Source organism: Enterococcus sp. DIV0187, assembly GCF_051713785.1.
GTDB classification, from domain to species: domain Bacteria; phylum Bacillota; class Bacilli; order Lactobacillales; family Enterococcaceae; genus Enterococcus_A; species Enterococcus_A avium.
This window is the reverse complement of sequence record NZ_JBIOQO010000001.1, coordinates 603602-624347: the sequence shown is the minus strand read 5'-3', so window position 1 is coordinate 624347 and position 20746 is coordinate 603602. Positions and strand designations below refer to the sequence as shown.

The 20746-nt window shown below is 37.1% G+C and carries 19 protein-coding genes; 3 read left to right on the top strand and 16 right to left on the bottom strand.

The annotated features are described in order from the left end of the window. Window positions 1-50: 50 nt before the first annotated feature. The 5 genes from IGI52_RS03085 to IGI52_RS03065 form a co-directional block, all read right to left on the bottom strand. A complete protein-coding gene (locus tag IGI52_RS03085) occupies window positions 51-1367 on the bottom strand; it encodes an ISL3 family transposase (protein WP_438780469.1) in 1317 nt (438 codons plus the stop codon). Between the two features lie 173 nt (window positions 1368-1540). Next, a complete protein-coding gene (locus tag IGI52_RS03080; protein ID WP_438780468.1) occupies window positions 1541-2890 on the bottom strand; it encodes an MATE family efflux transporter in 1350 nt (449 codons plus the stop codon). Window positions 2891-3262: 372 nt separating this feature from the next. Further along, window positions 3263-3646: an FMN-binding protein gene (locus tag IGI52_RS03075; RefSeq protein WP_438780467.1), complete on the bottom strand. Its 384-nt coding sequence runs from the start codon at window positions 3644-3646 to the stop codon at window positions 3263-3265. Window positions 3647-3677: 31 nt separating this feature from the next. Beyond that, window positions 3678-4184, bottom strand: coding sequence for a flavodoxin domain-containing protein (locus IGI52_RS03070; protein WP_438780466.1), 507 nt, complete (start codon window positions 4182-4184; stop codon window positions 3678-3680). Window position 4185: 1 nt separating this feature from the next. Continuing rightward, the gene (locus tag IGI52_RS03065) at window positions 4186-4686 is read right to left on the bottom strand and encodes a MarR family winged helix-turn-helix transcriptional regulator (RefSeq protein ID WP_176674443.1); all 501 of its coding nucleotides are present in this window, start codon (window positions 4684-4686) and stop codon (window positions 4186-4188) included. A gap of 261 nt (window positions 4687-4947) precedes the next feature. On the opposite strand from IGI52_RS03065, the gene IGI52_RS03060 reads away from it, so the two are divergent. Both IGI52_RS03060 and IGI52_RS03055 read left to right on the top strand, forming a co-directional pair. Next, window positions 4948-5712 carry a DeoR/GlpR family DNA-binding transcription regulator gene (locus tag IGI52_RS03060; protein WP_438780465.1) on the top strand — a complete coding sequence of 255 codons (765 nt, stop codon included), beginning with the start codon at window positions 4948-4950 and terminating at the stop codon, window positions 5710-5712. A 14-nt stretch (window positions 5713-5726) separates the two neighbouring features. After that, window positions 5727-7070, top strand: coding sequence for a DUF1576 domain-containing protein (locus IGI52_RS03055; protein WP_438780464.1), 1344 nt, complete (start codon window positions 5727-5729; stop codon window positions 7068-7070). Between the two features lie 63 nt (window positions 7071-7133). Here the strand turns inward: IGI52_RS03055 and IGI52_RS03050 are convergent, their stop codons facing one another. The 4 genes from IGI52_RS03050 to IGI52_RS03035 form a co-directional block, all read right to left on the bottom strand. After that, window positions 7134-9734 carry an ABC transporter permease gene (locus IGI52_RS03050; protein WP_438780463.1) on the bottom strand — a complete coding sequence of 867 codons (2601 nt, stop codon included), beginning with the start codon at window positions 9732-9734 and terminating at the stop codon, window positions 7134-7136. Further along, on the bottom strand, window positions 9721-10407 hold the full coding sequence (locus IGI52_RS03045; RefSeq protein ID WP_438780462.1) for an ABC transporter ATP-binding protein: 687 nt from the start codon (window positions 10405-10407) through the stop codon (window positions 9721-9723). The genes IGI52_RS03050 and IGI52_RS03045 overlap by 14 nt, the downstream gene beginning before the upstream one ends. 106 nt (window positions 10408-10513) lie before the next feature. After that, complete coding sequence (locus IGI52_RS03040; RefSeq protein WP_438780461.1) at window positions 10514-11419, bottom strand: sensor histidine kinase; 906 nt, start codon at window positions 11417-11419, stop codon at window positions 10514-10516. 4 nt (window positions 11420-11423) lie between these two features. Continuing rightward, window positions 11424-12089: a response regulator transcription factor gene (locus tag IGI52_RS03035; RefSeq protein ID WP_438780460.1), complete on the bottom strand. Its 666-nt coding sequence runs from the start codon at window positions 12087-12089 to the stop codon at window positions 11424-11426. Between the two features lie 182 nt (window positions 12090-12271). Here IGI52_RS03035 and IGI52_RS03030 point away from each other — a divergent pair, with 182 nt between their 5' ends. Next, window positions 12272-12544, top strand: a complete 273-nt coding sequence (locus IGI52_RS03030) for a hypothetical protein (protein WP_048718997.1) — start codon at window positions 12272-12274, stop codon at window positions 12542-12544. 59 nt (window positions 12545-12603) lie between these two features. On the opposite strand, the gene recQ is transcribed toward IGI52_RS03030, so the two are convergent. From recQ to IGI52_RS02995, 7 genes are all read right to left on the bottom strand, one after another. Then, window positions 12604-14355 carry a DNA helicase RecQ gene (recQ, locus tag IGI52_RS03025; RefSeq protein WP_438780459.1) on the bottom strand — a complete coding sequence of 584 codons (1752 nt, stop codon included), beginning with the start codon at window positions 14353-14355 and terminating at the stop codon, window positions 12604-12606. Between the two features lie 325 nt (window positions 14356-14680). Further along, window positions 14681-15298 (bottom strand): YitT family protein, encoded by a 618-nt coding sequence (locus IGI52_RS03020; RefSeq protein WP_016180078.1) that lies wholly within the window; start codon window positions 15296-15298, stop codon window positions 14681-14683. 320 nt (window positions 15299-15618) lie between these two features. After that, on the bottom strand, window positions 15619-17064 hold the full coding sequence (locus IGI52_RS03015; RefSeq protein WP_438780458.1) for an IS1182-like element ISEfa7 family transposase: 1446 nt from the start codon (window positions 17062-17064) through the stop codon (window positions 15619-15621). A gap of 285 nt (window positions 17065-17349) precedes the next feature. After that, window positions 17350-18495, bottom strand: coding sequence for a tyrosine-type recombinase/integrase (locus tag IGI52_RS03010; protein WP_438780457.1), 1146 nt, complete (start codon window positions 18493-18495; stop codon window positions 17350-17352). Further along, complete coding sequence (locus IGI52_RS03005; RefSeq protein ID WP_438782222.1) at window positions 18492-18686, bottom strand: DUF3173 family protein; 195 nt, start codon at window positions 18684-18686, stop codon at window positions 18492-18494. Before IGI52_RS03005 ends, IGI52_RS03010 begins: the two co-directional genes overlap by 4 nt. A gap of 455 nt (window positions 18687-19141) precedes the next feature. Further along, a complete protein-coding gene (locus tag IGI52_RS03000) occupies window positions 19142-19567 on the bottom strand; it encodes a hypothetical protein (RefSeq protein WP_438780456.1) in 426 nt (141 codons plus the stop codon). Then, a complete protein-coding gene (locus IGI52_RS02995) occupies window positions 19491-20282 on the bottom strand; it encodes a helix-turn-helix domain-containing protein (protein WP_438780455.1) in 792 nt (263 codons plus the stop codon). Before IGI52_RS02995 ends, IGI52_RS03000 begins: the two co-directional genes overlap by 77 nt. Window positions 20283-20746: the final 464 nt, after the last annotated feature.

Genomic DNA, 20746 nt, shown 5'->3' with positions numbered 1-20746 from the left:
CACTGAAAGGAAATGCTTCGGCGTTTCCTTTTTTCTTTTTGTTTTCTTGTTCAAATAATGTCGCAAAGGTTCTGTTGAATTAGAATTCGCATACGAAGGTGGCGAAAGGTTCTAAAACCGAATGCCACTCTCTTGATCACTTTAATCAAGTTATTCTTCCCTTCAAGTTTTCCGTTCGAATAGGGGTATTTTAATGCATTGATAATCGCTTGTTTGTGTTTGTTTAAGTAAAGAATCGCTTTTTTAAATGCTGGATCAAGCATCGTGGGTAAGTGATCAATGCGTTCGTAAAAGTCTTTATAATCTTTGGCATCAAAGGCATCCAACAAATTTTGATACACATCATAGCTTGTCCGTAAGTGCTCGTCAATCGATAATAAATAGTCCAATACTTCCGATTCCGTCAGGTATTTCCGTTGGAAAAGCGGGTATTGTTTGAGCGAAGAATAATTGATTTTTCTATTTTTCTTCAGAATGGTTCGCCAATATTTCTTAAGCTTGCGATACTTTTTCATGGCTTGCGGGTCGCTCTTTTTCAAGTGATTCATGGTTTTTATCCGTTGTTTGTTAAACGCACGATTGAGTTGTTGGATCACATGGAACCGATCAATGGAAACCCGAGCATTTGGGAAAACGACCTTTGTCACAGAATCATAGCCCGCATTCATATCCATCACGACATGAGAAACGTTTTTCCGTGCGTGATAAGTAAAGCGCATAAAATAAGCGATCAGCTTGAAGCTTCTTCGATCCTCTAAAATATCAAAGATTTTCCCCGTATCCGCGTCACTGAGAATAAAACACATGGCGCCCTGACAGTCCTTAGTTCCTTTGAATTCATCAATCAATAGATGTTTGGGTAAGTAATTGGGCTTCAGTCGTGGTTCTTCAAAAAAAGAATCCAAGACCCGTTCGACCGTTTTAGCGGAAACCAAATAACGCTGAGCGATATCTTTCATCGAAATTTTCTTCTTTAAATCAACAGCGATCGCAAACTTGAGTGCTTGGGAGAGATAACAGTTTTCTGCGACATAATAGGTTTTAGCTGAAAAGGTATGGTGACACTGTTTACAATAAAACCGTTGTTTATAGAGATGAAGATAGGTAGACACCTCTTGATAAGGGAGTAATTGAATCCAGCTATCTTTGTAGCCATGATGGATGACGGAGTCGTAGCCGCAACACTCACATTGAGGAGACGGATAGCTCAGTCGACCAGTAAAGACGGTGGCCATTCTGTCATGGACTTTTTCTTTTGAAACGGCGTCTTTAGAAAAAGTAATGTTGGAATCGTGAATATTTAGGATTTGTTTGATGGTTTTGTCTAGGCAATTATCTTTATATTTGATATTCTTAATACTGGACATTTGGTTCGCCTCCTATGATTGGGTTCAGCGATTTAATTATAGGACAACCAAATGTCTTTTTGTATAAAAAAATACTTGGTGTTCTCGCTCAAAAAGAGTAACAACACCAAATATTATAGAACCACAGAATAGCGTGACTGTTTCTGATCAGCAGAAGCAGACACGCTATTTTTTTAAATTAGTTTTCGTTGCTGCCACTTTCTACTGAAGAAGTAGAGCATTCCGATACAAGCCGGAATAATCGGTGATAGTGCTTGTGCCCAGTAAATCCCTCTAACACCAAACTCCAGCAGTGTTCCTAAAAGCCAGCACAGCGGTAAACGAATGACCAATGCATCTAACAGTGCGTTAATCATGCCAAGATTGGCAAATCCAACCCCCACTGCAAAAGAGTCAAAGTTGTACATCGTTGCATAAAACAAACTATTCCAACAGCAACAGATTCTCAAATATACCACGCCCGCCTTTAGTACCGCTTGATTTTCTGGATCAAAAAAGCGAATCAGCGGTTCGGCAAATACTTGAATGAACAAAATAGCTATCAAAGAAACAAGAATGCTTGCGAAAAATCCAATCTGGACGATTTTTTTCGTTCGCTTTAAAAGCTTCGCCCCCATATTTTGGCCAACCATTGTCGTTACTGCTTGACCGATTGCCCAACACGGCATGCCAGCAAAGGTATTGATCTTCAAACCGATTCCCGCTGCTGCCGCAATGACTACTCCGTACTTATTGATCATGACTGCAATCAGTAAATACGAAATATTGACCACGGTCATTTGGATTGCTGTTGGCAAACTTACCTGTACAAGTTTTGACAAAATGGCTTTTTCAAGCCTAAAACTTGATAGTTGAAATTCAAAAATAAAATTCTGTCTTCTTAAATAAAGAATCGCAATACCAAACGAAATGGCTTGTGAGACAATCGTCGCATAAGCCGCTCCGACAGTGCCAAAACTAAATACGCCTACCAATAAATAATCTAGCAAGACATTTATTCCCGCTGCAATCATGACAAAATATAAAGGACTTCGTGAATCGCCGAAGCCTCGCAAAATCGAGCAGGTAGCATTATAACCGAATACAAAAATAGTTCCGATAAAAATCACCAGCATGTAATCACATGCGTCTTGATAGGCCTCCTTTGGAACATTCATCCACGTTAGGATCTGCTTATAAAAGAAAATACCCGCGCAGGTGATTAGGATAGCAATAACTGCTGTCATAGCGTAAATTGTTCCAATTGTCTTTTTTTGTCCAAGCTCATCCTTCGCACCTCGATATTGAGCAATGAGCACGGTACCTCCAATCGTAATCCCCATGCAAATCGCGTTGACAATAAAAACTAAGGAGGACGCATTACTAATTGCGGCTACGCCCGTACTTCCAACGACCCTTCCAACCACCAGCATATCGGCGATATTATAGAGTGACTGCAATAAATTAGCTAAAAAAAGTGGAATCGCAAAACGAATTAATTGTTTTGTGACACTGCCTGTTGTTAAATCATGAAAGTTACTCATGTTCTCATCCCTTTTCATTTTTTTACAAAAAATAAAAGAAGGTCACCGATGACATGACCTTCTTTTACGCACATGAAATTGCAAAAAAAGGCCATTGACAAAAACACTGTCAATGGCCTTGTAAAATCTTGTAGACATCTCGAATAAACCAGAAATTAGCTAATTTCTGATCACTCTAGCTGACTGATGAAGATTTATTTCGATTAGGCTCCGTACAATGTTTCATCGTATTCGATTGTGCGGAGCAAATTTCAATGCACACTTTATTGTAAATGATATAGAACATATCAATCGACTGCTTTCCTATTTGATACGTCTATTATATCTAGCGCTAGAACCAAATTCAACATGGAGAAAAAAGATAGAGAAAAATTAATTTTCTTGTGTCAGTGCGTTTTCTACCGCCTTCGTAATTGTGACGCTGCTTTGGGTTGCACCGCTGATTGCGTCAACTTCCAAGCTCTGTTTATTAATAATCTGATCAATAATTTTCTCGCCATTCTTTCCTAAACCAGTCATATGATCTTTGATTTCAATATCGGTAATTTTTCCATTTTCAACCTGCACGTTAACCTTTGCCGAGACTGGTTTGATTTGTGCTTCTCCCACATATTTTCCATCTGCTACTTGAGAAATCGGCACTTCATTGATTTTAACTTTCTTTAACGTACGCTTCGTCAAAAAATCAGCGCCTACTTTCACACAAACCACGAGTAAAATGGCAACAATCAAAATAATCATTATTCGTCTTCCCATAACTCCTTCAATCCCTTCTACTTTTTAACAGTTACCCAATCTTCTCTAATTCAGACAAATCGATACAATCGACACTTCCCTCATCTACTGCTTGTTCAATTGCTTTTTCAATCTCCAATTTCTCTTGGAGAGGTTTCTTCTTGCTGCTTTTACTAATCATTTTTAAAATGATTTTTTCCGGCATATTTAGCTGCTGCTTGATTAACCGCCCTCTTAGATGGTAAAAGCTCGCCTGAGGAAACTCCTTGGAAACACCCTCACGAATTTCCGTTAGTTTTTCTTGATCCTCAACAGCTGTCAAGCCAACAGAAATGATTGTCAAATGACTATTACCAGATAGTTTCTTTTTCAGTTCTTCTAATCCTATTACTTTTCCAGCATAGACACTGCCGAAATAATAAACTTCGTCAGCCTTTGCCAGCTCTTCTGAAGAAACCTGTTCCTGCTTAAAAATCTGATACTTGTTATTTTTCGCAAAGGTCTTCGCATATAATTCTGAACTTCCTTTTTTTGTTGCATAAATCACAATCGTGTTCATACTAGTTTCCTCCCTGTTTTTTTGCCGCTAATTCTTCCAGATTTTCGACACCTGAGTACAATTTCATTAAAATGATAAAAAAATTCGTTAATTCATCATCAGAATAACCTTCAAAAATTGAATAAAGGGCCTCGTCATGCAGCTTTGCGACTGACTGAAAGTAAGATTCTCCTTTTTCTGTCAGGCACAAATCCGTTCTTCGTCTGTCTTTTTTATTTCGACTGATCGTGATTAGTTCTTTCTTTTCCAAGGCAACCGCCAGCTTTTTGATATTTTGTCTTGAACATCCCAAAAGCTCACCGCAGCTGGTCAAATCCAAGATTTTTTCTGGCACCTGTTTGATCATGATAAGCACCATGAACTGCTTCACTGTTATGACTGGATCTACTTTGTCGAAGGATGTTTGCAGACGATTGCCCAAAATGAATAAACTAGCAAAAATCGCTCGCTGTTGATTATCACGCCCGCTTTTGTAGGCTTCTGTTAAACTTTCAATGTTCATGTGGACCACCTCGATAACTTTAAAAATAAGTAACTTGTTACCTATATTCTAACGGAAAAATATAGTCGCTGCTATAGGTCTTAAGTCTCAACTTCTTCTTTGCTCTATTCGATCTTAACACTCGAAAAATTTATATGCTCGAATGATTTTTTTATGACTTTTTATATCTTTTCACCATTAAAAAATGTATAATAAACTCATATAAAATCGCTTTCTTTTTATTGGTTCGCTATTTGTATGGTTTATATAGGAGGCTTTTTAGTGAAAAACTCGATCATGAACATCGATAAACGTCATAAAGATATTTTAGATATTCTGGAAAAGAAGGAACACATGACTACTTTGGAGTTAGCCGAAGCTTTGGATGTTTCCCTCAGTACAGTCAGACGTGACTTGCATTTACTAGAAGAAAAAAACGACATTATTCGCAAGTTTGGCTACTGCATGTTTAATTATGAAAACAAACCTGATGACGATCATTCAGGACCCGTTCGCATCAAACAGGCACTCGCCAAGGAGGCTAGCAAATTTATTCATGATTGCGACACGATCTTCATTAATGCCAGCTCGACTGCGTTAAAAACGATTGATTTTTTACATGTCGATCATTTAACAGTCATAACCAATAACTTAAAAATCAATTATTCCCTACATCATGCCAATTACAATTACGTCCTGACCGGCGGAGAAATGCGTTATCCCAAAGAAGCATTAGTTGGCGATGTCGCCATCAATACCCTATCTGTCATTAATGCAGATGTCTGTGTTGTCGGTTGCAGTGGCATAGATTTAGAAAATGGGGTAACAACGAAAACCATGAGTGAAGCAACAATTAACGAGATAATGATCAAACGCACCACCAGATGTAAAATTCTTGTGGCTGATCATCGCAAAGTTGGAATAACCTCGAAGTTCAAAATGTGTGATATCTCCGCTTTTGATTATTTCATCACCGATCAATTTAGTTCCGAAGAAATGTTAGAAGAGATTCGAAAAATGGGTGTAACAGTCGTTCAGGTCAACTAAAGGAGTGTGAAGCTTTGGAAAAAACAAAACACGTGTTATTTTCGACAAATATTATTTTTATTTTTTTGCTTTCTTATGGATTGGCGCTTACGCTATCTGCATTTTTTCTTGCTAGTCCGAATGAACTGACTATGGGAATGCTGCGGATCATAAAGTCCCCCAGTAATTTGATTACAGATTATGTTCATATCGCAGGAGTTGGCCCCGCATTTTTAAACAGCGGGCTATTAACCTTAAGCAGTCTGTTCCTTTTGCGAAAGCATAAGCACCATTTTTGCTCCCTGACTGTTTCGGTCATTATGATGCTTTCTGGTTTTTCCTTTTTCGGAAAAAACATCATCAACTCTGCGCCGATCATTTTGGGGTGTCTGCTGTATTTGCGGATTCATCATTCTGGCAGACAGGATTTATTGGTCATGGGGCTTTTAAGTACTTGTCTCTCGCCGATTGTTAGCACGATTTATTGTGCGCCGGATCATTTTTTCATTTCAAATACGTTCATAGCCTTGGCAGCAGGGTTATTTATCGGCTACACAATTCTGCCGATCTTCGAATTTTTAAAGGTCCACACAAAAGAGTTAAACCTTTATAACATGGGCTTTTCCGCTGGCTTTATTGGGGTTCTTGGAAACTTGGCCACGAGGAACGTTTTAGCAATAAAAATCGTACCTCACGCCCTTTCCTTTGATCACCACTACGCGTTACTTTCCTTTTTAGTTGCTTTATTTACTGTCCCATTTCTTATCTTTTTGTCCTTTTATAAACGAAACATCACCCGAACGAAGCATTTGCTTTTGGATTTAAAGAAAATCGCCCGCTTTTCACTTTACGGCTATCTAGCTGTGATCTTTACTCTCATCTTAAAAGTCCCCCTAAGTGGGATTCTAGTCGGAGCTATTTTGACTTTCGCTGGCTTTAGTATGTATAATTTCAAATTTCGCTACTTCTTTTTCCCTGCATTAGGTGTGTTTCTCACTGCGCTATTCTTCTATCAAGATACCGCGACAACGAATAATATTGTGATTATGCTTTTTGCCAGCACACTTTCTCCGATGACTCGTAAATATGGGTTGGTAACAGGCGCGCTTTCTGGCGGCATCTTTTCATTGATTACTCGTAACACACACTATCTTACTGCTGGGATCAATTTATACAACTGCGGATTTGCTGGGGGGATTACTGTATTATTAATGGATTTCGTTCGGTTGCAATTTTATAAGCACAGCAAAATCAAAGCCTATTTTCAAACTTGGCATCTTCGAATCATTGAAATTGAGAAAAAGTTGATTGCCAGATTTCTAGCATTTTCTCAAACCTTTCTTTTCAAAATTACAACGATGAAGGATGATCAATTGTAGCGTGAAATAGGCTTTTCATAAAGAACAAACCTGCCTTCGATTCTTTTCGAAGACAGGTCTTTTTCATTCTAGCTTATTAAATTCTTCAATAATGTTACTGCTCCGGAGTCCTCTAGCTAAATAAACGCTGATGAGATAGCACAAGCCGAAAATACAAAAGTTGAGTCCAACAACCGGCAATACAGGATAGTCAAACCTTAGCCCTAGCAAATAGATCTGAGAATAATTATATTGAAGCTTTGTAATTATGATTGAGACTGCGGTCGATATAGCGATTGAAACGAAGACAAATAAGGTGCTTTCAAAAGCAATCATTTTCTCTAACTCTTTAAAGGTTAAGCCCAATGCTTTAAACAAATAAAGTTCTCGCTTTCGCGTTTCGATACGATACTTCAGATTATTGATTAGATTAATGATGACTAACAATAGAACAACAAGCGCTATCCCAAAAACATAGACGATTTCTTTCCGATAGATAGAATAAAGCTGTTTCTTTTCAGCGATCAAACTTCTGGCAGTGACTTGCTGATTTATCACAGCCAAGCGGATAAGCTGTTCTTCAATCGACTCCTTCTGGACGTTAGTTAGCTCAGCATTTGCATTGACATTGATTGTTTCATAGGTGTACCTAGAGACGATTTTTTGATAAGCCTGGTCACTCATTATTATTAATGGATATCCCTGTTCTACTAATGATACTTCTTGCATATAAGGATAATAGGCAATTGCAAGGATCTTCATTTTCTTTTGTGAATAGTCTGTCTGATTGTCAGTCATTTTCCAGTAATCTTCGCTTTTAGTTTCAAAGTTCGAGGCGTACCTCACTGTAAGAGTCTGACCTAGCTGATAACTCATCAGCTGTTCCCCGTTTTTAAAATAACCCACTGACCCTTTTGATGGTCCGGAAGTACTAGTTGTAGGCATGGTAAGAATCACTTCATTTTCACTCAGATTTTCAGGGTCAAAATTACCAGCCTTCAAATATTTTTTTAACTTCTTTAGAGCATTTGAATTATAGCCCTTTAATTTTGTATGATAAACTGCTTCTCCCTGAAGCTTACCGGTCAAAGAAAAGCCATAATTCCTTAAAACGATCTCGTCTTTTTCCTTCAAAAATTGCTCATTGCGATCAACACCAGAATCAATAACTTTAACCGGCAAAGCGCTTTGCGTCTCTATTTCCTTTATCCCCTTAATCTTCTCAATCTTTGAAAAGACCTCCGGCTTGATACCTAGACGAGCATCCAGATCATCATAAGTAGTCAGTAAATAATCACTGTTATAAAAACTCGTAGTTTTTCTAATTTGTTGATTTTCTTTTGCTAAAATTGCTTGATAGAACAAGCTAATAAATAACGTTGAAGCCAAAATTAAGGACATAACAATAAAAAGAGAAGTTTTTACATCTCTAAAAATATATTTTAGCCCCAACTGCTGGTAGAATGCTGGTTTTTTAGAGGTGTCTGTTAATCGGAAGAAATGCAAATCTGATTTCCCACTACTATCATTACCAAAGATGGTGTCGGTTACTGAACCGGCATTTATCGCATTCGCACCAAGATAGCCCACTATCAGAATTGTCAAAAAGAAACAAAGAAGGCAAATGGCAATCGGTAAAACCGGAATAATCAAATCAAAATGATCTGCCTTACCCCAGAAATAAATCTCGATATTCTGATCCTTAGAAAGAAGCGTGACAAGATAAGAACAGCCGTAACCTGCTACGATCCCAATTGGCAAACAGACTAAAGTCAGGCCGCTGAGTTCCATAAGAATCATTTTCCTTATTTGTTTTTTGGTTAATCCTAAGGCGCGTAAAATACCGAACTGATCTTTTCTTACCATTAAAGCGATTCGATGGATTCCAAAAATAACAATTGCACAAATAGCAATCATCAGTGCCCCCATTTGAACATCCAGCAGCAGTAAATCTTCTGTATTTTCTTTCCAAACATTTTCTCTAATTTGCTTATCTCTAAGGTTCAATTGCTGTTTTATTTTCGTTAGTTTCTGCTTATTACCGCCTTCACCAAACGCGATTGAAGCCGTTAGATCCTTGTCATGATCGTTTCTCATGTCCAAGTCTGTATACAGGGTGACCACTGCAGCTCTTTTATGAAAAGCCTGATCGCTAATGATTCCAACCAGCTTAAATTTTTCCGTCACTACCTTATTTGTAGAATTATCATAGCTGACCGGTACAGCTACTTCCTGATCAAGAATCGGATTGATTCCTAGATTTAACAATGCCCATTTTTCTGCAACAATTTCTTGAGGCTTTTTCGGCATCCTTCCTTTTAGGAGTTTTGCTACCGCAAGTATCTCTTCGGAATTCGAGGCACGCAGTATGCCTCTTTGTGAATCTTTTGTTTGAATATTTCCTAACTGCTTTCCAATGCCTAAGTGCTTGATTTCAGAATTTTGCTTGAGCAGATATATCTGTTCAGCATCCAAGCCGTTAATTTCATAATCAATTGCCGTGTAGATAAACAAATTTTGTTTGGCGATCACGCGATAATTCGTGTGCAAGAGCGTCAATATACTGAAAATCAATGTGATTGATAGCAGCAGACTAAAGATAAGTGCGAAGGAGTTTTTTCGATAATCCTTAACAAAGCGGATTGTTAGTCCTAATAACGTACTTCTCGTTTCAATTTTTTCCATCACGCACCTCCGATACTAAGATGCCGTCTTCCATTCGAATGATTCGATCAGCCAATTGTGCAACTTCCTCATCATGAGTAATGATTACCATCGTTTGTTTAAATTTCTTACTGGTAATTCTTAGTAGTCCAAGCACATCCTGCTCGGTTTTAGAATCCAAATTCCCCGTCGGCTCATCTGCAAAAATAATCACTGGTTTGGTCGCTAATGCTCTGGCAATTGCGACACGTTGCTGCTGCCCTCCTGATAACTCATTTGGATGACTATTTACCTTATCCGTTAGCCGTAAAAGAGTAATCAGCTCAGAAATATACTCCTTATCAATCCTCTTTCCATCTAATAGAATCGGAACAACGATATTTTCCCACACAGTCAACATAGGAACTAAATTGTATTTCTGAAACACGAAACCGATATTCCTTCTGCGGAAAATCGTCAAGGCTTCATCATTCAAATTTTCAATATTCTTGCCATGAACCTTTACTTCCCCTTTTGTTGGTTGATCCAAGCCACCAAGAATATGCAGCAACGTAGATTTTCCGCTGCCACTAGTTCCTACGATCGCTAAAAATTCCTCGCGATTGATTGTTAAGTCGATTCCTCTTAGTGCTAGTACTTTTGCATCGCCTTGACCATAGGTTTTTTCAACTCCGATTGTTTGTATGATTTCCATTTCTACTCACCTCCAAGAAAAAAGTTTGCATCGTATCTCTACAATCCAAACTATAGCAAGAAAATATCTCCAGGTTGTCTCTCAAAAGTATCAGTTTTGAGAGATTCTATTCTGCGGGAAGATAAATGGAAAATGAGCTGCCTTGTCCCATTTCTGAAGTCAATTTAATATAACCGCTCTGAGCCTCAATAATTTGTCGTGCAAGATACAGACCAACGCCGATACCTGGCTGATCCGCAACGTCTTCACTGCGGTAAAATCGCTGAAAAATTCTATTTTGTTCATTTTCAGAAATACCGTTGCCTTCATCCTGAACACGGATCTTAGTAAACATAGGTGTGCTTTCAACCGTCATTTGGATATTGCTGCCAGCGGGGCTATACTTAATCGCATTATCTAAAATATTAGACAACGCCTCGCTCGTCCATTTCCGATCATAAAGAGCAGATTCCTCTGACTCCTCTATCGTTAGAGTGATTTCTTTTTCCAGCAGATTTGTTTGAAATTGCTTTTTCACTGAAACAAGCATCGGGGCTACCGGCTGGTTCTTGACAACTGGAGCAATCGTTCCAGTTTCAAGTCGAGACATTTTTACTAGTGCTTTAATCAAAAAATCTAATTTTTCTGATTGTTGAGAAATCAACTTAATCTCAGGGGATTCCTGTTGATCCTTTTCCGCTAATAATTGTGCGTACAATAGGATATTAGCAATAGGCGTCACACATTGATGTGAAATATCAGAGGTTAATGTTTGGATCACCTGCTTTTGCTCTGTGAGACTCTCAGCAGTCACAAGGGTACTTGATAAATAGTTATATAGATCATTTTCCAATGATGATAGCTGCGACTCTTCATAATTGGTTAATTTCAAATTGCCGTTTGCTGCAGCGGCAACCATTTCCTGAAGGAAATCAATCACCCTTTTCTGCTTTCGCCTAAAGTAAATCAGACAAATGGTGCTACAGCAAACAACGCCAAACAAAAATACAACAACCATAATTCCCCAATCCATTCCGTCACCTCCAACTATAACCAATCCCGTAAACAGTTTTTATATATTTAGGATGACTTGGATCATCACCGATTTTTTTCCGCAAACGTTGAATAACCACCGTCAACGCGTGCTCATCCACAAATTCACTATTACCAGACCAAACCTTATCTATTAAATAACAGCGCTTCAATGTTGCTCCTTGATTATTCAATAACAAGTAAAGCAAACGCTGTTCCGTTTTACTTAATTCAATTAAACTTTCAGAAACGTAAAACGCCATCGCTTCAAAATCAAACACGAGATGATCAATGACAAACTTTCGTTGCGGTGTGATCTGTCTTAACTGAACAGCTACGCGAGCACGAAGAATCATCAAGCTAAATGGTTTCACCAGATAGTCATTCGCCCCTGCCTCCAGTCCAAGGATGATATCCGATTCCAAATCATTTGCTGTGATAATGATGATTGGAACTTTGCTCGTTTGACGAATTTCTTTTAAAAATAACATCCCGTGACCATCAGGAAGGTTTAAATCCAATAACATCAAATCTATCGCAAAGTTATTTAAAATCTGCTTTGCTTCACTAATCTTTTTGCACTGATAGAAAACCTTATCCTCTTGATCTAATGCCATTTTGATCCCATCATTTAAGTCAGTATCATCTTCTAAAATCAGTATTCTTTTCATTTCTGCCTCCTAACCGAGCGCTTACCTCTTCACTTAATATTATACGGGCAAGGCAGCAGATAAAGAAGTTCATTTTTTTCGAAAAAATAATAAGAAATTTTTTATTAACTTTTGAAATACTATTTTTTAACCCATCAATCACTGTTAAAATAGAGGCTATACACTAAGAAAAGGAGACTACTATGCGAGGAACAGTTTCAACTGACCAACGTGTTTACCACTATGAATCACCTTTTTTAAAACAAGGAGAGCATGGGCTGTCGCTTAGCCAATTGCGTGCTCAATTTATTAAAGAACTGCTGAATAATCCGCGAGCAAAATATGTGACAGAAAACTATGCTCTTGAAAAGGAGCATCGTCGAATCAACGTCTGGAAAAAAGATGGAAAGACGCTTTCTGAGGATGAATTGTTGCGAATCGATACAATCATCCCGCGAATCTTTGAAACAAACTAATACTCACTGATCAAAAAAACACGCTCTCAGCCAAAGTGAGAACGTGTTTTTTATAACGATTAATTTTCCTTTTTCAAAAGCGCTAAAAATTGCTCGCCATAATTATCCAGCTTACTTTTGCCGACCCCTTTGATTTGCAAAAATTCTAGAGAAGTTTGTGGCTGCTTTTCTGCTAGCTCCATCAATGTTTTATCAGAGAAAATCACATATGGCGGTAAATTTTTTTCTTGCGCCAGTTGAGAACGCAAGCTTCGTAGCTCTTCAAAAAGTACATCATCTGCAACTAATTGTTTCACCGGTGCCTGCTTACGATAGACCTCCTGTTTGCCTAAAAGAACCGAAATTCCCTGCTCGGAAACAGTGAGTAGAGGATATTGTCCTTCAGAAGGCACTAAATAGTGCTCAGCCGTCAAGTAGTCGATCAAGCCAGACACTTCTTTTTGCGAATACTCCTTCATCAAGCCATAGGTTGGCAGCTGCTCAAATCGCCATTGTTTAATTTTTTGATCGTTCGATCCAGTTAAAACTTTCGCAACTAGGGCCTTCCCAAATTTTTCCCCCATCCGCTTTACACAAGATAACACTTTTTGCGTATCGGTGGTTATATCCACCAGCTCTCTATCATCCAAACAATTGCTGCATTTTCCACAATCCGGCTGATCCTCACCAAAGTAATTTAAAATATAGCGCTGCAAGCACATTTGAGTATGCCCATATTGATTCATTTCTCGCAATTTCGTATATTCATTTTGTTGATACAAGCTTTCTGACTGGGATTGTTCAATAAAAAATTTCTGAACCTGAAGATCCTGCGGCGCATATAATAAGACAGCCTCACTTGGCAATCCATCACGACCAGCACGACCGGCTTCTTGATAATAGGATTCCAGATTCCCCGGAATTTGCGCGTGAATCACAAAACGAACATTACTTTTATTGATCCCCATACCAAAAGCATTAGTGGCAATCATCACTTCAATGCGGTCAAATAAAAAATCCTCTTGATTCTGCATACGCTCGGCATCATTCAAACCACCATGATATTTACCGACAGAAAATTGCTGGTGCTTCAATAAATGATACAAACGCTCCACCTCTTTGCGGGTAGAAGCATAGATAATACCTGATTGTCCCTGATTTAACTTTAAATACTCCGTCAAATACAGATCTTTTTGATCCTTCACTACCTGAAACGCCAAATTTTCTCGCGCAAAGCCCGTTTTAATTTCATTTTCTTTTGAAATATGTAATAGATTTGAAATATCATCTGCAACTTGTGGAGTTGCGGTCGCGGTCAACGCGATAATTGTCGGCTGTTGATCGAAATTCGCAATGGTTTCCGCTAATTTTAAATAGCTTGGGCGAAAATCATGTCCCCACTGAGAAATACAATGAGCTTCATCGACTGCTAAAAGTTCAATCGGAACATAACGCAACAATTCGCGAAAATCCGCTGATTCTAAGCGCTCCGGTGCCACATACAGCAATTTGATCTCGCCGCGCGCTGCCTTTCGCACGCGTTCATTCATCTCAAGATTGGACAAAGTACTATTAATGAACGCAGCAGGAATACCCACTTCATTCAAACTATCAACCTGATCTTTCATTAAGGAAATCAATGGAGAGATGACCAAAGTTAAACCTTCCAGAACAAGTGCCGGTAATTGGTAACAAATCGACTTTCCGCCACCGGTCGGCATAATCCCTAAAACATTCTGCTTCTGCAATACCTTTTGAATGATCTCCTCTTGCCCATTCCGAAATTGCGTATAACCATATTTTTCTGATAATAGAGCTTTAATTCGTTCCATAAATATGCCCTTTCTTGATTGTATTTGTCCTAAAATCCAAAAATCATATTTATTTGATAAAAAATTCGAAGCTGTGATTTTTTCTTATTTAGAATACATTAGCAAAATAGAAATACAGCTAGAATGAGACATCATTTAACCAGTATACTCAAATGACTATTACGTAGCAAGCTGTGATTACAAAGAGTTTATTCTCAGTCATCTGTTTCAGAATAAATCAACTAACATGATAATAAAGTACAGCAACGCATCGAATCGACACATAAAATGATAACTAATTTTGTCTAAAAAAAAACTGCCAATATCCTATTGACAGCTTGGTACTCTACTCATTGATATTTATATTACCTGCTTCTCGTATCAGCCATTTATTATCAATAGCTGTGTATAATTTCATAGAGAAGGTCATAATTAGAATCGATAACACTGCAAAAAGTCCATCTACCGGTCTCAAAATATAGAAATTCAAAAAAATAATGACTAGATTAGTTAACAACAATCCTCGATGAGTAGGTATTCTAAAATAGCGTTCGAGTATAATGGGAGGGATAGTAATTCCTCCATTTGACGAGTTGGATTTATAAAGAAAAAATACTCCCAAACTAAACAATGTACTACCTATAATTAAGGAAGCCATATGAGAAAATAATACTTGGTTCGCTGGAATAACCTTTAAAAAAATAGGAAAAAGCAGACTGCCTAAAAATATTTTAGAAAAAACTTGTCTGTCCAACATAATATAGGTCAATACGAGCATGAACAGATTAATGAACCAAACTGTATAAATGCTACTGACAGACCATCTCAGTTCAAGTAAATGACCAATCGCTCCAACCCCTGCGGAAGCGATATTATGCGGTAATAAAAAGAAATTCAAGGCTAAAGAGATAATTGCTAATCCGAAAGAAATTTTGAATAGATATACGACTTTATTAATGACCATCACCTTCTTTTTAATAGTGCTCCAATCGTATCATTGCAATTATTAAAATGATGGTCATTTTTTTCAGTAAGCTATGAAATTTTTATTGCCAGTAGTTAGTAAATTCAAGCTTTTGAAGAAATAGATAATTATTCGATTAATCCGCTAAGACATTTTTACTTGGTATATCCTGTGATGCTTTTCTTATTTTTATGTAATTAATTAAATATAGCTAAATTTTCAAGTTGGAGCTTCTTTTTCAATCAAGAATCAGACTCATCTACTTGCCAGTTCCAACTATATGAACATATAAAAAGGCGTAGGATCACTGATCCAACGCCTCAGACTGTAGACAAAAGCTGTTCCAAGCTCGTAACTCGAGCTTGGAACAGCTTTTTATCTACTTCGTTTCGAATTTTTGAACAAAAAAATAAAGGCTCCTTGCCTTTCCATAGCCAGGTGGCTAATTTCTTTAAATTCATTGCAGCAAACACTAGCATCGTATGCGTCGCGACTTTTTCCAAGCCTCGATACTTGGTCCAACGCATCCCATGCTTTTCTTTTGCATCCGCAAATATTCGTTCAATCGTTTGTTTCCGTTTTTTGTAAATTGATTTATTCAGATCCGTTAGGCGAAGATGTTCCACTTCATCCATCAGATCTCCCCAAACATGTCTCGTGATGACTCGTTGATGATTTTTACTTTTGGTACATTGGTTTAGCAGAGGACAGTTCACACATTCTTTTGGATTGGATTTGTATTCTCGGTACCCTTCTCGAGTAACCGTTGAAAAAGCGAGCATTTGATCTTGCGGACAAATATAACAATCAAAATACTCGTCGTAGAGAAACTCATTTTTTGATAATAGCCCCTTTTTCCCTTTGGGCCTTGAATAAGGCAAACAAGGTCGAAGGTTCAAATGAGTCAAAAAGTGAACAAACTTAGGTGTCTTATACCCAGCATCAGCGACAACACAATTGATTTCAGGAAAAAGTCTCTTCGATTGTTTGACGAGCTGAAAGGCGACTTGACTGTCATGAATATTTCCAGGAGTGATGATTGTGCTAAGAATAAATCCGTTGTCGTCGCATGAAGTATGGGCAGAATAAGCAAATTGTTTTTCTCGTTCGCCTTTGACGTAGTAGCCGCTTTCCGGATCAGCTTTACTTATTTTTCTTTCTTTCAGCTTCACTTCCTTTTCTAAGTCCAAAGTAAAAGGGCGTTTTCCAGCCTCTATTCGTTGACGATTGATCTCATCTTCTAATTCATCCTGATAGGCTTTCGCTTCATCATGGGTCATTTCTTTCGTAAACTTATGTTTATTGGCGTTAGCTTTGATGTGGGTAGAATCAAGATACAAATGATCCTCTGTTACAAAACCTGCTTTAACTGCTTGTTCTAAAATATAGGCAAAAATATCCTCAAACACCGTCGTTTCTCTAAATCGGCGGACATAATTCTTTCCAAAAGTTGAGAAATGGGGGATTTTCTCCTCGAAGGAATAGCCTAAAAACCAGCGGTAAGCGACATTGGTATCGACTTCCTTAATGGTTTGCCGCATGGAACGGATACCGAATAAATACTGAATAAACACCAATTTGATCAGAATCACTGGATCGATACTTGGGCGACCTAAATCGGAGTAAGTGGCTTCAACGATTGGATAAATAAATTCAAAATCAAGCGCAGCATCAATCTTTCGAACGAGATGATCTTGAGGAACCAAATCATCAATCGTGAGCATCGCAAATTGATTTCTACCGTTCGTATTGTTTTTAGACATCATAACTATCACTCCTTGCATTCGTTTTCATAAATCTATTATAAAAGAAAAGACTGTAGACATCATCCATAAAATGGACTTTGTCTACAGTCTGAGGCGTAGGATCACTGATCCAACGCCTCATAACTTTAATCGTAGTTCAAAAAAGCTATTTCTTCTTAGGTTCATCTTCGTCCATTTTCGATGAAGACAACCGGCTTAAAACGTTGATATGACAACAACTTTTTTTAGAAAAAGCCTCGTGACAGCTATTTGACAGCATAAATCCTTAAAAAAATAAGATTATTATTATACTGCGATATCAACAAATAATTCAGCAATCTTTTTATCGGAATCTGGATACAGATGACCATACTTATCTAAGGTCGTCTTAACACTTGAGTGACCTAATCGTTTTGATATCCCATAGATGTTCTTGTTATGTTCTATCAAAAATGCCACATGAGAGTGTCGCAATCCATGGATATGAATCCTCTTCACTCCAGCGACTTCAGCGAGTTTTTGCAGACGATTGAGGAAAGTTTTCGGAGAAGGTGGTAACCCATCATAAGAAAAAACAAAGTCAATATCTCCAGCTTTCTTCTGCTCCAACTGCCATTTCTTCAAATCCAAAATAGTTTGGTCATCAATCGAAACCGAACGAACACTCGATTTTGACTTTGGTTCAGCAAAAACAAAATCCGTTCTGGTTCGAATATAAATAGACTTATTAATGTTACAAACTTTTTGTTTGAAGTCAAAATCACCCCATTGCAAAGCCAATAATTCCTCGCAACGTAAACCCGTAACAAAAGTAAACCGCATCATCCGTTTGTAAAAACCCTCATAAAAGTCACACATATAATTAGTTTGATAGACTTTCAAAAATTCTTCATACGTCCAAAATTGTACATCTGGTTTATCTGTTCGAAGCTTTCCAATCGAGTCTACTGGGCTTTCTTCAATTATCTCCAATACTTTCGCACGTTGAAAGACGACACGCAATTTATTGAATATTTGTTTGATGTAGTTATTAGATAGGTTTCTTTTAACCCCATTTTTACCTACAACAAAACATTCTGTTGCAAGGTATTGTTGAAAATCTTGAATATGGATTGGTCGAATATTTTCAACTCGCATCTCACCAAAAAATTTGACTGCACGGCTTAATGCATTGTCTGTTTTTGCATACGTTTTTTCAGCAGTGCCCAGTTTGTACCACGGGAAAAAATACTTTTCGTAATACGTCTTGAATTTAATCCCTTCAAGACTACAACAACCCGATTCTTTATAGTTCGTTCTTGCTTCTTCTAGAGCCTTTTTTGCTTCCGTTTGGGTCTTAAATCCTTTTTTTGAACGTTGCACTCTTCTTCCAAATCGGTCCATTCCTAAAGTGGCTGCATAAAACCATGTTCCTCGTTTTTCATCTTTGTATACATTTGATACTCTTCTCATTTGTTCGTTTCCTCCCAAGAAATGCTCAGAACTTTTTCAATAGTTGATATAGGAATTCGTTTGATTTTGCTATTTTTGTAAAAATCAAACCCATCTTTGATTAATTGTTCTTTACACATCTTGAAAATCTTATTTGAGTAGTAATGAGAATAACCCAAGCCTATTAAATCTTGTTTCGTTGCTGTTCTCATTATATCATCTTCCTTCATTTATTTGAGCCCTATTTTATGAAATTCCTAGGATTTTCCTTTTATTAGATTTCTACTCTACTTGATACAATTTACATCATAGATTTTTTGTTTTTTATTTTTTTCGGTTATTTATCGTACATTTTACTAGGTTGCCCTCACTACACTGGACACATAGGAATTTAACCTCTCCGCAGTTTATGCCGAGCTTACACAGAAGTATCATTATCTCTTTGGATGTCTTCGCTTCTAATCGTAGCAAATCAGTTTCGCATAACAATTTTTCGCTCATTTAACAAATCGTGGCGCTTGCTTGCGATAGCTCTCTCCAAAAATAAACGTACCTAGCAAAATTATTCAGTTTTCAATGGACTTTTTAGTAAATCTCTTCATGAAGTAAGGTCACTTACTCCTTGAATCATCCAAATTAATAAGATACTTCAAGGAATAGATGAATACTACTTCATTCGATATTGCCAAAAACCTCGATAAGCTCTTTCTACATTTATCTTTGAATCAGAATTGATTTTTTGCATGATATTGTGTGAGAGATTTGATTTAGATAATACATAGTCCATATCAGTTAATTTTTGATAAATCTGTTGGGTTGATAATGGTACCTCACTTTCTTTCAAGAGCGAAGCTATATCTAAAGCTAGAGTTTGATAATCATACCCATTCTTCTGTCTTTTCTTAGCTAATAGATATTTTTGATTTTCTACTTCATTTCCAAAATATGAAACAGACTCTTCAAAATTATCATCTTCACTTGATAGAGTTGAACCGACCAATCGTAGTCGCCAAAATTCATAATTTTCCAATAACAAATTGATTTCGTTCAAAATTAATGTCATTTGATGATAAATTTGTTCTTGCTCGTTCATAGTTGATTTCCTCCAAATTTTTTCTTTTTTCGATTGGCGAGATTCCTTCGTTTTTCTTAAACATAGTTGAGAAATGCTTGCTATTTTTGAAACCAAGTTTTTCGCTGATTTCCTGAATAGTTAATGACGTATCCATTAGCAGCCGTCCAGCCTCTTGACATTGAATTTTTCTAAATAGTTTAGTAGCAGTCATTCCAATTTGCTTTTTGCACAGTCTGTTTAAGCTAGATTCACTTAAATGAACCTTTGAGCAAAAATCAGTAACTTGTAATGATTCACAAATATTTTCTTCCATAAATTTTAAAAGCTTATTAAACGTGTGGTCGTTATTCAAAATTTCTGAATTCGCCTTAAATACACGATTAACTAATAGTATGATTATTTGATCAACTGAATAATTTGTCTTTTCTTGAAGATAATACGTAAAAAGTAAACAAATAATTTGATCAATTTCTCTCGTCGATTTTAATGGAACCAAGAATTCTGTTTTTTTCAAAACGTGTGAGAAATCCAACAAAATCTGAAGCACTCCTAAGACCCTATCATTTGGATTCAATTTTGATTTACAACTTTTTTGGAGAAGAAAGAATGCAGGAAAATTTCGATTGATTGATGAATCTTGATTTCGAATAATCAGAGACAGACCTGAATGCAGAATGGTTTGTTCCGGAAAACGTAGATGGTTGAAATAATTAACTCTCTGAATCGATATCATTCTCACATCCCACCTTTCCATCCCTGCTAACATAGTTTTATCATCTGAAGACAGTTACTAGAACGCTTTGTAACCCTTTTGATGAAATCAGAAACCTCTTTAAAGGGAATTGAAACCCTTTCTAATTTTTTTCTTAAGTTTTTCAGAACCCAACAATGATTTGAAAGAATTTATAGAATAAAATATCTAGTTAAATTTTTGATTAAACTCGTTTATCATCTTTTTTGAACGAAAAAAGAGCACATGAACGGATTTCCATTCACATACTCTTTGGTTAACCCGCCAATGACAGGTTAATTCTATTTTGCTCTTGAAACCTCGTTTTATTCCTCTCGCTTTCGTTCAATTCAAAAATCGGATTCAAAATATTTATCTTTTTTTATCATTCTTACTTAAGGTTAAAATGTGAATGCCTAATCGGCGGTCACATTTTTACATACCCGAAATGTGAAAAACGAAAAAAC